14 protein-coding genes are annotated in these 15206 nt (G+C 43.7%); 11 read left to right on the top strand and 3 right to left on the bottom strand.

The features are described 5' to 3' along the window. Nucleotides 1–238: 238 nt before the first annotated feature. From QE422_RS13585 to QE422_RS13570, 4 genes are all read left to right on the top strand, one after another. On the top strand, nucleotides 239–724 hold the full coding sequence (locus QE422_RS13585; RefSeq protein WP_307459332.1) for a hypothetical protein: 486 nt from the start codon (nucleotides 239–241) through the stop codon (nucleotides 722–724). An 8-nt stretch (nucleotides 725–732) separates the two neighbouring features. After that, on the top strand, nucleotides 733–1200 hold the full coding sequence (locus QE422_RS13580; RefSeq protein ID WP_307459330.1) for a hypothetical protein: 468 nt from the start codon (nucleotides 733–735) through the stop codon (nucleotides 1198–1200). After that, a complete protein-coding gene (locus tag QE422_RS13575; protein WP_307459327.1) occupies nucleotides 1178–1678 on the top strand; it encodes a hypothetical protein in 501 nt (166 codons plus the stop codon). Before QE422_RS13580 ends, QE422_RS13575 begins: the two co-directional genes overlap by 23 nt. 219 nt (nucleotides 1679–1897) lie before the next feature. Beyond that, nucleotides 1898–3580, top strand: coding sequence for a tetratricopeptide repeat protein (locus QE422_RS13570; protein WP_307459324.1), 1683 nt, complete (start codon nucleotides 1898–1900; stop codon nucleotides 3578–3580). Between the two features lie 121 nt (nucleotides 3581–3701). Here QE422_RS13570 and QE422_RS13565 read toward each other — a convergent pair whose 3' ends face one another. Further along, nucleotides 3702–3848 (bottom strand): hypothetical protein, encoded by a 147-nt coding sequence (locus tag QE422_RS13565; RefSeq protein ID WP_307459322.1) that lies wholly within the window; start codon nucleotides 3846–3848, stop codon nucleotides 3702–3704. A gap of 29 nt (nucleotides 3849–3877) precedes the next feature. Continuing rightward, nucleotides 3878–4021: a hypothetical protein gene (locus QE422_RS13560; RefSeq protein WP_307459319.1), complete on the bottom strand. Its 144-nt coding sequence runs from the start codon at nucleotides 4019–4021 to the stop codon at nucleotides 3878–3880. 521 nt (nucleotides 4022–4542) lie between these two features. On the opposite strand from QE422_RS13560, the gene QE422_RS13555 reads away from it, so the two are divergent. From QE422_RS13555 to QE422_RS13535, 5 genes are all read left to right on the top strand, one after another. Next, a complete protein-coding gene (locus QE422_RS13555) occupies nucleotides 4543–4893 on the top strand; it encodes a hypothetical protein (RefSeq protein WP_307459318.1) in 351 nt (116 codons plus the stop codon). A 138-nt stretch (nucleotides 4894–5031) separates the two neighbouring features. Then, on the top strand, nucleotides 5032–7350 hold the full coding sequence (locus tag QE422_RS13550; protein ID WP_307459315.1) for a TonB-dependent siderophore receptor: 2319 nt from the start codon (nucleotides 5032–5034) through the stop codon (nucleotides 7348–7350). Nucleotides 7351–7352: 2 nt separating this feature from the next. Then, entirely contained in the window at nucleotides 7353–8666 is a 1314-nt protein-coding gene (locus QE422_RS13545) for a DUF3526 domain-containing protein (protein ID WP_307459312.1), read from the top strand. Between the two features lie 133 nt (nucleotides 8667–8799). Further along, nucleotides 8800–10146: a DUF3526 domain-containing protein gene (locus QE422_RS13540; RefSeq protein WP_307459311.1), complete on the top strand. Its 1347-nt coding sequence runs from the start codon at nucleotides 8800–8802 to the stop codon at nucleotides 10144–10146. Then, the gene (locus QE422_RS13535) at nucleotides 10140–10835 is read left to right on the top strand and encodes an ABC transporter ATP-binding protein (RefSeq protein ID WP_307459309.1); all 696 of its coding nucleotides are present in this window, start codon (nucleotides 10140–10142) and stop codon (nucleotides 10833–10835) included. The genes QE422_RS13540 and QE422_RS13535 overlap by 7 nt, the downstream gene beginning before the upstream one ends. A gap of 326 nt (nucleotides 10836–11161) precedes the next feature. On the opposite strand, the gene QE422_RS13530 is transcribed toward QE422_RS13535, so the two are convergent. Continuing rightward, nucleotides 11162–11776 carry a DNA-3-methyladenine glycosylase gene (locus QE422_RS13530; RefSeq protein WP_307459306.1) on the bottom strand — a complete coding sequence of 205 codons (615 nt, stop codon included), beginning with the start codon at nucleotides 11774–11776 and terminating at the stop codon, nucleotides 11162–11164. A gap of 513 nt (nucleotides 11777–12289) precedes the next feature. Between QE422_RS13530 and gndA the strand changes: the two genes are divergently transcribed. Together gndA and zwf are read left to right on the top strand one after the other, a co-directional pair. Continuing rightward, entirely contained in the window at nucleotides 12290–13708 is a 1419-nt protein-coding gene (gndA, locus tag QE422_RS13525; protein ID WP_307459304.1) for an NADP-dependent phosphogluconate dehydrogenase, read from the top strand. Nucleotides 13709–13723: 15 nt separating this feature from the next. Then, a complete protein-coding gene (gene zwf / locus QE422_RS13520) occupies nucleotides 13724–15205 on the top strand; it encodes a glucose-6-phosphate dehydrogenase (RefSeq protein WP_307459302.1) in 1482 nt (493 codons plus the stop codon). The last annotated feature ends 1 nt before the right edge of the window (nucleotide 15206 follow it).

Raw genomic sequence — 15206 nt, 5'->3', positions numbered from 1 at the left:
TTTAGAAAATGAATGTTTTTCATAATCATCCGGGTATAGATGCAAATGTAGTAAAATGAGGTATCTTTCGCATATTTTGTTTTTCTTAATTAATAGCATTCCAAATAAGCAATCATACCATATTCAAAATAATAGCAACTCAATAAAAAGCATTTTTTGCAGAATACCAATTATGACCACGTCAAAATAAATTATAGTACTAATATTGATGTCAAAAGTTTCTACCAAATTACCTATTATGAGTTTTCACGGATCTATCAAAAGCATTCGCCAGATTGTATTCTTTTCATTCTTACTGTTTTCTGTATGCTGCTATGCACAGACCGAAACGAAACCGGAGAATAAAATTGAATTGTCTGTAAAAACCACGAAAGGAATTTCCCGTTATCAGCCACGTTCTGTTTCATTGGCATTCAGTAATCCGTCAAAAGGGATGTCGGCAGGTTTTCCGCCTTCGGATGATCCTTCCGCAGCCAAAAAATATTTCATAGCCATCGATTTTGATACCATGGATACGGCTCTTTTACAGCTGATTACCAATTACGCCAACGAGATTTCCGGCGAACTGAAAGTTACGGGAAAAGATAACCGCATTATTCAGAAGATTATATTTTCAGGAGCCTCCCTCGACAATTTCTCTTCTCAAAGTTCTGCCGAAGAGGCCCATGTATTTATCTATTTCTGGTGCAAGGAAATTACAGTAAATGAAGTACAACTTAAATAAAAATGAAAATGGAAAAAGGAACTGAAAATTTCAGAAGAGAAGGAAACCGTTATATACTGAAGAGGCAGTATGGATTTACCATGGTAATTGTTATCGGTCTGGCCGTCATGGCCTGGATAGGCTATAATTCCGACAACAAAGCCATGATGTGGATCTTTGGAATCCTTGCCGCACTCTGCCTGCTGTCTGTCTTTACCGAAAGAATGGTGGTAGACCTCGATGCAGAGGTATTGCTGATCAAAAGAGGGCTAAGACCTGAAAGCCGCATCCCGTTTTCAGAAATTACCGATTATCAGATGAGCAGGCTGATCTATATCTTTGTTCCGGTAAATACATCACTGAACGTTCGGTACTATTCTTCGGGAAAGGAAAAATTTGCGATTATAGCTCAGGGATTTTCTAAATCTGCCATGCAGCGTATTCTTAATGATCTTGAGGAAATCACATCGCCTTATGCAACAAACAGGCAGGTATAATATTACCGATAACGGAAAAGCTTTCAGCTTTCAGCCCAATCAATACAGTGTAGGGCTGTCGGTTGCAGTATTTATTGTCATTCTGATCTTAGCGGTTTTATTTATTATATTTTTTGCTCAGGTAAACCAGGGATGGCGTGTGTTGTTTTTTGTTTTTGTCCCGTATCTCATTGTTCACAGCTTGTATGACATCCTGATACGGTCGAAAATCCGTTATGTATTTAACCGGGAATCAAGAGAACTTTATCGGATAATGCCTTTGTTCCCGGCTAAAAGACTGATGTCTTTTGATGAGGTAGTGATTTTTATAAGCAGTACCAACCGTTACTGGCATTATTCAGTCGGTGCGAAGAAGAACCATCTCATTAAGAGTTACCGGATCAGCGAAGATTTTACAGATGGTTCGGAAAAGTCGGCAAAACAGATTGATTACGAAAAAGAAATTTTGCATAGGCTGTACGAGCTTTTAAATAAGTAATTAATAGGAAAAAGCTGATAAGATTTAAAAATTAAAGGATGCCCAAATATTGATTGAAAATGCAATATCCGGCAAGTAAAAGTAAAAAATGAACTGTCGGATAAGACCGTCACATTTTCTATTTAAAAATACGAAGCTGCAAAATACCAGTTGCTCTGTATGGTCTTTGGGTTTCATGATTATCTTGTTCTCCTATATATCATTTTAAAAATTACCATTATGAAAGAGATTCTTCATCAGAAAGCATGGGAGGCACTCAACGCCGGCAATTATGCCTTAGCAGCAAAGAATTGGGTGTATGGATATGCGCTTCCGGACAGCCGGACCGAGCTGAAAAAGATGTTCCGCCAAATCACCGCCATTAATGAGGAAGCACCACACCCGGATCTTTATGCCATACTCGGATTAATTGCCCTTGATTATAACGAAATTTTCGAACCGAACCGCGAGAATGCCCTGGCGAAATGCTTGGATTGGAGCATAGCCGGTGCCGAGATTGATCCGAAACATTACCATTGCAACCGGAATGCAGGCTCTGCACTCTACTGGCTGAATGACTGGAAAGGCGCATTAGGGTATTATGAGATCAGTAACCAAATACGTAATTCGCCGGTACTGCAGATCCGTATTTTCAATATCCGTCACATAAACCTGGATCATCAGGACTTTTCGGAGTTTAAAATTTCAACAGAAACGGATTCAGGAATGGAAGCCTATAATGCAGGTGTGGAAATCAACAGGATTTTAGATCAATTTCCGCAAATGGCGGACATGGAAAAACAGCACCTAATCCAACTGAAAACACAACTATATGAACGTTCCTATCTATTATATAAAAATGCAATTGAAGGGAATGGAGATGAGCTAAACCATGATCCGCATACGTTTGCCATGTGCTGCAACAATCTTGCCCGGGAATTGTCGATCCGGGGAGATTATGGCGGCGCCATTGCCATAGCCACCGAAGGAATAATGCAGAGCAGATTCATGTTTATCCTGCTCAATCGAATGGACAGCTATTCCCACGCCCAAATGCCGGAAAAAGCCATTGCTGATGCGCAAGTGCTTCTGGAAGAGTATTCTCATCAAATGGACTTCATCACCTTAATCAGCGTGATCGACTGTCTTGCTTTTTCTTATTCGGATCTTAAGCGATATGAAGAGGCTTTGTACTGGGCAGATGAAGGCTTGAAACATTATTATGAGATAGACCCTGCCGATACGATCCTTCAACATGAAGACGTTACCCGTTGTGTCACTAACTTTTTCATCTTTAAGGCAAAAGCTTCTGTTGCGCTGGGTCTGGAAACGGATACGACCAATGACGCTGTGGAAGCGGATTATTTGTTGGAAAGCATGCCGGACAACCCGAGCCTGATGATCAGTAGGGCCGATGCGTTCATGAAAGAAGGCAACTGGCAAAAAGCCCTGGATTGCTATAATCAGGCAATTCATTTCGGAGTTGAGCAGAACAAGCATCGGTCTGTGCAGGTGGCTTTTTACAACCAGGGATATATTCTGGAAGTACATCTTAAAAATAGCACTGCCGCACTCGAAAGCTTTGAGCAGAGCATGCACTACGGCAACCGGGATTTCTGGTGCTTTTATTGGGCGGTCCATACGGCTTACCATTTGCTGGAAAATGAAAAAACCGTGAATTACGGAACCTGGGCACTCTCTGTGATGCCCGGACAGGGAGGCGTCACCGATGATATTACAGCGGAAATCTATGAACATATCGGCAGCGCGCAGCTTGACCTTGGAAATTACGATGAAGCCGTAAAATACTTGGAGCAGTCGTTACAGCTGAATGACTTACCGCATACCCGCACCAACCTGAATAAGGCGCGGAGCCATATCAATAAAAAAGGAGGTTTTTTCAGGAATTTTTTTGGTAAATAGGCGAAAATATCTGAATCCCTCAGGGTAATCCCACTTCGAATCTACATCACTTCGGATGAAAATAAAAATCCTGCAGAATACTACTTCTACAGGATTTTAAGTTGCTTAATAACTTTGAATGTTAACTTGTCACAGGACAGGCGATAATACAGATCACCCACGGGCATCTTTTGATGTTTGGAGGAGGGCAGCAGGCCTCGGAACAGCCTGAAGCTCCGCCATGGATTTCTTTCAGCTGGCTTCTTGAAATTTTTTTATAATTTTTCATAGTAAAGAAATTTGGATTAAATATAGATTTTAAGGCTGGTTTCCACCGCCACACCCATCGTAAGGTCTGCATTGCCATTTACCGTTGATTAAACACAGCTGTCCGCCGGGACAGTTAATGCCGCCTGTAATGGCCTTCATTGCTTGTCTGTTAACTTTTTTTAAATTTTTCATAAACATAAGATTTGGTTGTTTTCTAAATTAATCAATTTCTGTCAATTGGAATACACAATTCCGGGAAATATTTTCCGGAAACCCGTCCTGTTGTATAGCTATAAATAAAAGAATAGCAGACAGATAGGGCTGTTTGTGTACTTTAAGTTAACCGAGAATATCGGATGGGTTGCCTTCGGGTTCGGCCGTATTGAATTTATTTCCGGTGGATTATGGAAATTAAAGACTGGAATTGGATTGGTAAGTCAGGATTTTAAACAGATTGCTTCTTAGATAATAACAATCAATTTTGTTTGATGGTGAGCCTGAAAAGTCATGCCGACAAAGACAAGCTTCCGGTATTCCTCTTCCAGCCTGTGAGTCCGATTTCTGCTTCGGGTTTACATTCATTTAATTTGAACGTCCGCAAAATTTAATTTTAAAAAGTCACCTTTTGATGAGGAAGTTACGTTAAATTTTGTCAATATATCGGGCCCGGAGCATTCCGAAAAAAAATTATATTGTATTTTTGTGCCTCCGATATGCAGAAGATCCTAAAGACTTTTTTTGTTTTTTCTTTGCTGATGGTGTTTGTTTACAACGTCAGCGGGATCAGGGTGTGTTTTGATCATGCCGGGCACGCCAAAAGTTTTGCTGCAAAACTAAAGCATTCCAAAACCGAAAAAGGGCCTGCCGTTTCACAGGATGATGAATGCCAATGTGCCCTTCACCTGCAGATGCACCACGTGCTGCTTCCTGATCTCTTTGCGCTGGAACTGCCGGACAGCCGCTCTGTTTCCGGTGAAATCCCGCATCCGAAGGCGATTGCCTATTATTGCCTCCTCGATTATTTCAGCTCCAGGGCGCCGCCGTATTCTTCTCCGGCCGTATAATATTTTCATTATCCGCCGCGATACAGTGCAGATTTTCAGGTCTGCAGGGCAACATCTGCGGATTTCCCTATCATCAGCGATAGGGAAGTTCTTTCAATAACATCTGGCGGAATAACGTCAGGATCATGCTAATTTTTAATGAACATCAATACGAATGACGACCGGAAAATCCGGTCAGGTATTCCAGCCAGGAAAAAAGGTTTTTCTGTGGCCGTTTTCTGTTTTTCATCCGTCTTTCTTAGTGCACAGCAGAAAACTTCCGACTCGGTTTCGGCAACCATCCGGACTGTTGAGGTCGTGGGGCGGAAAGCCAAAGATTACATCTCGGATTATTCTTTTGCGGCAACCAAGATTGCCATGAAGAACAGAGATATTCCTTTAACGGTTAATACCGTTACCAAAGAACTGATGAACGACCGGCAGGCCTTTCAGCTGGGAGAGGTAATGAAAAATGTAAGCGGGGTTTCCCCTTCCAGCTATTATAACCAGTACAACATCCGGGGGATCAGCCAGAATGAAGAAGGGCAGATCATCAACGGGATGCGGACCCGGCAGAACTATTTCCTTCAGCCAATGACCTCGAATATCGAGCGGGTGGAAGTATTCAAAGGGCCTGCCAGCATCACCATGTCCAGTGTGGATCCCGGCGGAACCATCAATATGGTCACGAAAAAGCCGCTGCCGAATCCCCGGCACGAGATCAGGCTTTCCGCAGGAAGCTTTGGTACCTACCGCGCGACCGCCGATCTTACCGGCCCGCTGAACAAAAATAAAACTTTGCTGTACCGTTTCAACGGTGCTTACCAGGAAGCAGGTTCTTTCAGGGACCATGTGAAAAACAACGGCATCCTGGTTTCCCCATCATTCACTTTCATTCCCAATGAAAAAACTTCCGTAAACGTTGAACTGATCTACAGCGACCTCCACGGAAACCTGGACCGCGGACAGCCGATTTTCGGAGCTGTAGCCGGAAAAACAGACCTCAACAGCACGCCGAGGAGCCTCAATCTTGGAGCAACGGACGATTTCTTCAAGACCAGGGAGCTCATCATCATGGGTTCGTTTGCCCATCACTTTACGAGGCAGATCAGTTTCAATGCTTCGTATATGAAACAGTTCTGGCAGGAAAACCTTGAGGAGCATCGCACCACCAATGCTTTTGTTCCTGACATCAACAACAATCCCGTATCCAGTCTGGCCATGATGCAGTTTGTCCGGCGGAAGCAGAAGTGGGAAGTGGATAATGTGAATGCTTATATTAATTTCAGCTATAAAACCGGAAGTCTTCTCCATCAGACCCTGGCCGGCTATGACAGCCAGATCTGGGAAAAGCGCGATGGCGGCCGGCAGGATGCAGCCCGGGGATTTCTGCTGAAGGACGGAACGGTTGCCGCTTCCTTCAACCCTGCAAAAGCTTCCCTTTATCAAACTATTGAATATCAGGGGATGGTACTGCCGAAGCCCAATGTTTCCCCTTTTGACCTCAGCCCGGGCGCGCAGAACCATCAGGGAAACTATCCTTATGTTTTGAATGTCATCAATCCTTTGCCACCGGCACTTACGACAACCCATGCGGCCTATATCCAGCATCTTGCCACCTGGAATAAGTTTAAGGTACTGGCCGGACTTCGTCAGGAATGGTTCCGCGATATCACCAACTTTAAAAAGGATAACAGGACATCATTCGATAATTCCAGAATGCTGTACCGAATCGGGATTACCTACAGCCTCACGGATGACATCAATGTATACGGAACCTATCTTACAGGCTATCAGCCACAATCCAACACCGTATCGCTGATGCCGAATACAGCCAGTTTTACAGGCTCCGTCTCTGCGGCGAGATTCAGGCCTTTAACTTCAGACCTGAAAGAGTTCGGGATGAAAAGCCGACTGTTTAAAAAGTTCTCCCTGAGTCTGGCAGTGTACGAAATCAATCAGAGGAATATTTTGATCAATGCCAACAATCCCGCGGAACCCGACGAACTGGTACAGCGTGGAGCCGACCGCAGCCGGGGCTTTGAAACCGAATTTACCGGCTATCTTCTGCCGAACTGGCATATTTACGGAGGATACAGCTACATCGATGCAAAAATCGTAAATGATGCAGATCCTGCGCTGATCGGGCAGAGAAAAGAAAATACCTCGAAAAATTCGGTAAACCTCTGGAGCCGTTACAACTTTTCTAAGATTTCCTTTCTGAAAGATTTCGGAATAGGGGTGGGGATGCTGTACCAAAGCTCAAAAGTCCCATGGTTCACCCGGAGTTTTGAGCTTCCGGCGTATGCTACTCTGGATGCCGCATTGTATTATTCCCTTTTTAAATCGAAACTTCAACTGGCTTTGAATATTAATAACATAACCAATAAGGCCTACTGGATCGGTGCGCAGAATTACCTGCGCCTGTTTCCGGGAGCGCCGAGAAACTTTTTATTCACCGCTGCCTATAAATTTTAATTATGAAAAAGTCAACATTACAGCTGATCATCAGGAAAACACGGCAGGACCTGATGAAAGGAAAACAAAACCTGCTGATCTGCATGACCGTCCTTTTATTCTGCCTGCTGAGCATCGGGGCCGGATTTACAAAATATACCGAAACCAATGCACAGGTAAAGGAATACCGGAAACAGGTGCGCGAACAGTGGGAACACCGGCCTGCCAAACATCCGCACCGGATGGCCCATTACGGCTATCTTGTCTTCAGGATGGCCCATCCGCTAAGTATTTTTGATAACGGAATGGACGATTACCTGGGTAATGTAATCTTTCTTGAAGCCCACAAGCAAAATTCAGCCAACCTGTCGGAAGCGGGAAGCTCCGGTATTCTGGTCCGTTTCGGAACTTTCAGCAGTGCTTTCATCCTGCAATGTATCGTTCCGCTGATTATTTTATTTTCCGGTTTCGGGCTGATAGCCCAGGAGCGGGAAAATGCCACGCTGAAAATCCTGATCACCCAGGGCGCGTCGGGTACCACAATTGTTCGTGGGAAAATCCTTGGTCTCTGGCAGTTCTCACTGTTATTCCTGCTGCCGGTTTTACCGGTCGTGCTGGTGACGGCGATGATGTCCGGAATATCCGGATGGGACGATCTTACCGTCCGGTTGCTGGTGATTCTGTTGGGATATATGATCTACTACTTCTTTATCAGTACATTAACTGTCCTGGTTTCAGCAGTCAGCAGGAGTTCTTCGCTGGCATTGGTCTGTCTGATCGGGAGCTGGCTCCTTCTGGTGATTTTTTTCCCGAAGGGAATTCAGTTTGCTGCACAGAACCTGTATCCGGTGCCTTCCAGGATTGCTTTTGAAACCGTCCTGGAGAAGGATATCCTGAAAGCAGGGGACAGCCATAATCCCGACGACCCGCATTTCAATAAAATAAAGGATTCCCTTCTGGTGCGCTACAATGTGAAATCCACCAATGAACTTCCGTTCAATTACAGCGGTTTCGTGATGAAGGAAGGAGAAAGAATCAGTTCGCAGATCTACATCAGGCATCAGAAAGAGCTGGAAGAAACCTTTGCCAGCCAGCAGCGGTTTTCGGAACTGAGTGCTTTCATCGATCCGTTGATGGCCGTTAAAAATGTTTCCATGACGGCCTCAGGAACCGATTATTTCTCTTATACCCGGTTTCAGAAGCAGGCTGAGGAATACCGTTACCGCCTGGCGCAGAAAATGAACGACCTGCAGATTGAAAAGATCAGCAACATCAAGCCGGAAAAGGGTGGGCCGGCGGCCATTGTGGATGCCGGAAACTGGAAAAAGTTTCCCTGATTTCAGTTACCGGTATGTCTCTTTCCGGGAAAGCTTTGCCGGGCAGTGGATTCCGGCGGCAGCACTTGTATTCTGGCTGGCTCTCTGCCTGATCATGATCGAAATAGCAGGACGAAACTTAAAATTAATTTAAATGAAAAATTACCTATTTAAACAGTTTTACTGCAATAAAGCCTATACTTCCGCCCTGGTTTTCCTGTTGCTGGCCGGCATCATGGCCATCTACACCGGGAAGAAATTCCTCGACAGGAATCAGGATATTATCGCTAAAAGTGAGCAGTTCCAGAAAGAAAGCATCAGGAAAAATGTGAATTACCACAATGAAGATCTGGGCCTGATTTTATATTATATCAAATTCAATCTCATAAACGAAACACCCAAGCTCGCTGCCCTAAATATCGGAATGCGGGACGTTAATCCTTCGGTTCAGGGCGTAACAATACGAAATCTTGAGGAGCAGCGTTACAATGCGGATTTCTATAATCCGGCGAGTGCAGCGGCGGGGAATTTTGATTTCAGTTTTGTCCTGGTTTTTCTTTTCCCTCTGATTATTGTGGCCTTCTGCTACAATATTATTTCCGAAGAAGAGGAGAGCGGCCGCTGGAAACTGCTTTCGGTGCAGAGCCGGGACCTGGGAAAGCTTTTGGATATGAAATTGCTCATCCGTTTTCTGACGGTCAGTGCAGTGTATTTCCTGCTGATTTTTATTGCTTCCATCTGGATTTCTATTCCTTTGAGTATAAATTTCATGGCTTTCATCATGGCCGGATGGCTTTATATTGTCTTCTGGTTTGTGCTTTGCCGGTGGATCGTCTCATTCAGAAAATCATCTGCCCAGAATGCCTTGATTCTTCTGATCGTCTGGGTAGGAATCAATTTTATTGTTCCGATGAGCAGCAATATCCTGATCCAGAAATTTTATCCTGTTCAGGAATCCTTAAAGGCAGTGATGCAGCAGCGCGAAGGTTATCACAACAAATGGGATGAACCAAAGCAGCCGACCATGCAGAAGTTTTATAAAGCTTACCCTCAATTCGCGAAGTTTACAGTAAAGGAAGACGACAGTTTCTCGTGGACCTGGTATTATGCCATGCAGCACATGGGCGATCTGGAAGCATCCTTTTCTTCGCAGCATTACAATGAAAAAATGGCAAAACGGAATCAGGCTGCGGAAATATTAGGGTATTTCCTTCCGAATATCCATACGCAGCTGGAGGGAAGCCGGCTTGCGGAAACAGGGATGGATAACCATCTGGACTTCGGGATCGGCTTAAAGAAATTTCATGAAGAAAAACGGCTGTTCTTCTATCCGCTCATCTTTTCCGGCCAACATCCGGATGTGGTCGACTGGAACCGGCAAACGGTAAAATCATTTCGTGAAGATGTTCCTCTGGACCCGGCTGCCCTGTTTTTGCCTTATGTCCTGATTATTGCCATTCTTCTTATTCTTTCACAAATTAAATTCAGAAAATTATGCTAAAGACCATCAACCTTCATAAAAAATACAACGATTTTACCGCACTTCAATCCCTTAACCTGGAAGTCGGGAAAGGTGAAATATTCGCTTTGCTGGGACAAAACGGAGCCGGGAAAAGTACGACGATCAATATTCTGCTGGGACTCATCAAAGCGACGTCCGGCGATGCTTTCATCAATTATATATCCGTAAAAGACCATCCGCAGGACATTAAAAAACACCTGGCCTACATTCCGGAAACGGTATTGCTGTACCCGAACCTTACCGGAATTGAAAACCTGGACTTTTTTTCACAAATTGCCGGTTTTTCCTACACCCGGGATGAGTTGTCTGCATTTCTGAAACGTACCGGCCTTCAGGAAACGGCCCATCATAAAGCACTGGGCGGATATTCCAAAGGGATGCGCCAGAAAGTGGGCATTGCCATTGCCTTGGCGAAAAATGCAAAAGTCCTTTTACTCGACGAGCCGACCAGCGGATTGGACCCTATTGCCACAGCGGAATTTACAGAAATCGTACGGCAGCTCGGACAAGAAGGGCGTACCGTTTTTATGGCCACCCATGATATTTTCAATGCCGTGAGCGTTGCCACCAATATAGGGATTATGAAGCAGGGGGAATTGGTGCAGCATCTGCCTTCCCGGGACTTTTCCGCGTCGGAGCTCCAGGAATTGTATCTGAAGACGATTTAAAGTTGACAAGCAAAAACTTCCCGATACATTTTTGAAAATCTATTCGAAGTGACGTTAATTAGTATAGCAAAATCCTGATTTCGTATCAGGATTTTTTTGATTTGAATGGCTGGAATAATTTAACTTTGACTTGAAGAGAAATCACGTAAAGCAGGTTGGAGGCTGGAGGCTGAAAGGTAGAATTTTTTGCTCATGGTTTAAATTAAATGTTATCGGACTCAGCATAAATTTACCTGAATTGTAACTTTACATCGCAAATAAAACCGCGAACCTGCTAAATTTGCGTGAGTAAAAAATGGCTCTGCCGCTTAAAATTTAAATAAGCCTTAGAGGAATTTCACCTTTTTACTGACGAATTTGTTGTTCTTGATATAAAACCGCAGTGGCAGCAGTGCATGTTCTTTGGCATAATCAACTCCAATTCGGGGAACGGCGGCAATTTCGTCCGGAGCATACCGGTTACCGATGTCTTCGATCCAGATTTCGTCCCCGGATAATTCTTTTCTGTTGAAGGAACTGTCGATTCCCAGTGCTTTTGAAAGCGAACCCGGGCCTGAAGAAACGGCGGTTTTCTGTACAGACATTTTCCGTCTTTGTTCTATCATCTCACTTCCTGAAAAAGGTTCTACGGCTCTTATTAAGACACATTTGGGATCATCACTGCCCGAAACCACGATATTCAGCAGATAATGAATTCCGTAGCAGAGATAGACATAGGCAGAACCTCCGGGTCCGTACATAATTTCCGTCCTGGCAGTACGGCGGTTTCCGTAGGCATGTGAAGCTTTGTCATCAATCCCGAAATAGGCTTCTGTCTCGGTAATGATTCCCGCAGTAAGCTCTCCGTTTTTGTTAGTGTACAGAATCTTACCCAACAGGTCTTTAGCCATAAATTCAACATCAGGGTTTTGATAGTATGCAGGCGTAAGTTTTCTCTTCATTCTCTATTATTAAATCAGATCTTTTATTTTACAATTAGGTTTACATCAACATCTGCGATAGTATAAATATCATTCTTCTCGTCAGTTGATAAAAACAAGTTAATAAAATTTTGCAACTCTTCAGGCAGACCAGTTTTGCTTTCGGTTAAATTAGTAGAATGCATTCAATATAAATAAAAGCATATTTTATTTAGTTGTTCAGAATAATTCTTTATCCGTAACCAATTTATTTAAATATGATAACAACAATAGTAAGCTACTGAAAAATTGGGTTCCTTTTTTATGAGGCTAATCACCTAAAGATTAAATTCGGCTCTGAAAAAGCATTCCGGAAATGGGTGTTTTTCCGCTTTTAAAATATGATAAGGCTGTTAAATGAGAATAATGTATTATTCTGTAAATGAGCGCAAAACGCAAAAGGTGAATAATTTTTAATCCATTTTATTTTTTTACTAAACAGCATTTGCGTAATTTTATACTCCGTATAATAGAATTCATATTAATAACGATAAAATGGAAAGATATATTTACGGGATGATCGGGCTCGGTGTGATGGGAAGGAACCTTCTTTACAACATTGCAGAGAAAGGTTTTTCGATCGCAGGATTTGATCTGGATGCTGAAAAAGTGCGCGAACTGCATGAAGGAGCCACTCCGGAAATGCACATTAAAGGAATCGGTTCTTTAGAAGATTTCGCAGCCGCACTGGAAACCCCTAGAAAAATTATTTTAATGGTTCCCGCAGGAAAGCCTGTAGATGCCGTGCTGGAAAATATCACGCCGTTTCTGAGCGAAGGTGATATCGTAATCGATGCAGGAAACTCATATTTCAGAGATACCGAAAGACGAATCGCCGACTTGGCATCCAAAAATCTTCATTTTATGGGAATGGGCGTATCAGGAGGCGAAAAAGGAGCGCGAAAAGGCCCAAGCATTATGCCGGGCGGCGATCTGGAAGCCTTTACGCTAATCCAGCCGATGCTGGAATCGATTGCTGCTAAAGTAGACGGTGAAGCATGTACGGCCTACATGGGTAAAAGCTCTGCCGGAAATTATGTAAAAATGGTTCATAACGGAATCGAATATGCCATCATGCAGCTGATCAGTGAGGCATATGACCTCCTTAGAAAAGGAGCCGGACTGAATAACGACCAGCTTTACGAAGTGTTCAGAGAGTGGAACAACGGCGAAATGAATTCTTTCCTGATCGAAATCACAAGAGATATTTTCCAACAGAAAGATGATTTGGCAGAGGGCTATTTAGTAGATCATATCCTGGATAAAGCAGGAGCGAAAGGAACCGGAAAATGGACTTCCGAGCAGGCGATGGAGATTGGCGTTTCAATCCCGACCATCGATATTGCCGTTACTTCAAGAATTTTATCGGCTTACAAAGACGAAAGGATCAAAGCTTCCGAACTCTACACGGAAAAGGAAATTTCTGTTCCGGAAAATAATGAACTGTTCATCAAAGAAGTCGGCGATGCCTTATATCTGGCTACCCTGATCAGCTATGCGCAAGGGCTTGCTTTATTGGTAAAAGCTTCTGAAGAATACCATTTCGATATCCCTTTAAAAGATGTTGTGAAAATCTGGAGAGGCGGCTGTATTATCCGTTCCGTACTGCTGGAAAAATTCTATTCGGCTTATACCAAGAATGACGGTCTGTCTAACATCCTGCTGGATGAAGAAATTTCCCAAATTGTAAAATCAAAGATCAAAGCTTTACGAAATACAGCATCTTATGCAGTTTCTAATGGGATCTCAAGCTTGGGGATCCAGACTGCTTTAGGCTATTTTGATGCCTATACTACAGCATCTCTTCCGGTAAACCTGATCCAGGCACAACGTGATTATTTCGGAGCGCATACGTATCAGAGAATCGACCGGGAAGGTATTTTCCATACTTCATGGGGAAGTGTAAACAATTAATATTCAGGTAAAAAAATGAACGATAATAAAATCTTGCAGCCAACCACCATTATTATTTTCGGTGCTACAGGAGACCTTGCAAAAAGAAAACTTTTTCCTGCGTTTTATAATTTATACATCGACGGAAGAATGCCCAAAGGCTTCAATATCGTAGCCTTAGGAAGATCTGAAAATACCGATGAAAATTTTAAAAGCTACATCAAGGAAAACCTGGAAATCTTTTCAAGAAAAAAAGTAACTTCAGAAGACTGGGCGGGCTTCCAGGCACACATTTCCTATTTCCAGCACCAGCTGGATCAGGAAAGTTCTTACGAGAACCTTCAGAAAAAGCTTAACAGCCTAGATGAAATATACGGAATGAGAGGAAACCGCCTTTTTTACCTGTCGATCGGTCCGAATTTCGTGGCCACGATTTCCAACCATATCAAAAACTCATCCCTGGCTTCGGATCCTAAAAAGGACAGGATCATCATCGAAAAGCCTTTTGGCCACGACAAGCAGTCGGCAATCGAGCTGAACAGCCTTCTGGCAGAGACTTTTGAAGAAGAGCAGATCTATCGTATCGACCATTACCTGGGAAAAGAAACGGTACAGAATATTTTAGCGTTCCGGTTCGGAAATTCTATTTTCGAACCTTTATGGGATTACAAACACATCGAATCGATACAGATTACTGTTGCCGAAGAAGTAGGTGTGGAAACCAGAGGCAGCTTTTACGAGCAGACGGGTGCTTTAAGGGATATGATCCAGAATCACCTTCTTCAGATCCTCTGTATGGTGGCGATGGAGCCGCCGGTTTCACTGGAAGCGGGGGAGATCAGGGACCGCAAGGTAGATGTTCTGAAATCCATCCGCAGGATTACTCCGGATAAAGTAGACCATTATGCGGTAAGAGGCCAGTACGGAAAAGGTACCGTGAACGGTGTGGATGTGAAAGGATACCGGCAGGAAGACGGCATTGCGCCAAATTCCAATACGGAAACTTTCGCAGCCGTAAAATTCTACCTGGATAACGAAAGATGGCAGGGCGTTCCTTTCTACGTACGCACCGGGAAAAAGATGAAGGAAAAACATTCCTATATTACCATCCAGTTTAAGCCGCTTCCGCATTCTACGTTCTCAGACAGCGAGCAGCTGCTTTCTGCCAACCGTCTGATCATCAATATTCAGCCGTTGATGGATATCAGGCTGCAGTTTATGACCAAAAAACCGGGACTTTCCCTGGTGTTGAAGCCGGTGGAAATGATCTTTGATAATTTTGCCTGCCAGGAAGATACCCCGGAAGCTTATGAAACGCTATTGCTGGATGCGCTGATGGGCGACCTGACGCTGTTTATGCGTTCCGATCAGGTGGAAGAAGCCTGGGATGTGGTAAAAACCATACAGGAAGCCTGGGAAAATAATAAAGATGTATTTTTTCCGAATTATGAGGCCGGAACCTGGGGCCCGAAAGACAGCTTTACCTTAGTTGAAAGACAGGGTCATACCTGGGTGTAAA

The sequence above is a fragment of the Chryseobacterium sp. SORGH_AS_0447 genome, from assembly GCF_030818695.1.
GTDB lineage: Bacteria > Bacteroidota > Bacteroidia > Flavobacteriales > Weeksellaceae > Chryseobacterium.
Note: the sequence above shows the minus strand (reverse complement) of the source record. Positions and strands in the feature narration are given on the sequence as shown.

What these genes read in the sequence shown, in the direction of transcription:
- QE422_RS13585 (WP_307459332.1), top strand. Translation starts at nt 239, where the DNA reads ATGAGTTTTCACGGATCTATCAAAAGCATTCGCCAGATTGTATTCTTT.
- QE422_RS13580 (WP_307459330.1), top strand. Translation starts at nt 733, where the DNA reads ATGGAAAAAGGAACTGAAAATTTCAGAAGAGAAGGAAACCGTTATATA.
- QE422_RS13575 (WP_307459327.1), top strand. Translation starts at nt 1,178, where the DNA reads ATGCAACAAACAGGCAGGTATAATATTACCGATAACGGAAAAGCTTTC.
- QE422_RS13570 (WP_307459324.1), top strand. Translation starts at nt 1,898, where the DNA reads ATGAAAGAGATTCTTCATCAGAAAGCATGGGAGGCACTCAACGCCGGC.
- QE422_RS13565 (WP_307459322.1), bottom strand. Translation starts at nt 3,848, where the DNA reads ATGAAAAATTATAAAAAAATTTCAAGAAGCCAGCTGAAAGAAATCCAT.
- QE422_RS13560 (WP_307459319.1), bottom strand. Translation starts at nt 4,021, where the DNA reads ATGAAAAATTTAAAAAAAGTTAACAGACAAGCAATGAAGGCCATTACA.
- QE422_RS13555 (WP_307459318.1), top strand. Translation starts at nt 4,543, where the DNA reads ATGCAGAAGATCCTAAAGACTTTTTTTGTTTTTTCTTTGCTGATGGTG.
- QE422_RS13550 (WP_307459315.1), top strand. Translation starts at nt 5,032, where the DNA reads ATGAACATCAATACGAATGACGACCGGAAAATCCGGTCAGGTATTCCA.
- QE422_RS13545 (WP_307459312.1), top strand. Translation starts at nt 7,353, where the DNA reads ATGAAAAAGTCAACATTACAGCTGATCATCAGGAAAACACGGCAGGAC.
- QE422_RS13540 (WP_307459311.1), top strand. Translation starts at nt 8,800, where the DNA reads ATGAAAAATTACCTATTTAAACAGTTTTACTGCAATAAAGCCTATACT.
- QE422_RS13535 (WP_307459309.1), top strand. Translation starts at nt 10,140, where the DNA reads ATGCTAAAGACCATCAACCTTCATAAAAAATACAACGATTTTACCGCA.
- QE422_RS13530 (WP_307459306.1), bottom strand. Translation starts at nt 11,776, where the DNA reads ATGAAGAGAAAACTTACGCCTGCATACTATCAAAACCCTGATGTTGAA.
- gndA (WP_307459304.1), top strand. Translation starts at nt 12,290, where the DNA reads ATGGAAAGATATATTTACGGGATGATCGGGCTCGGTGTGATGGGAAGG.
- zwf (WP_307459302.1), top strand. Translation starts at nt 13,724, where the DNA reads ATGAACGATAATAAAATCTTGCAGCCAACCACCATTATTATTTTCGGT.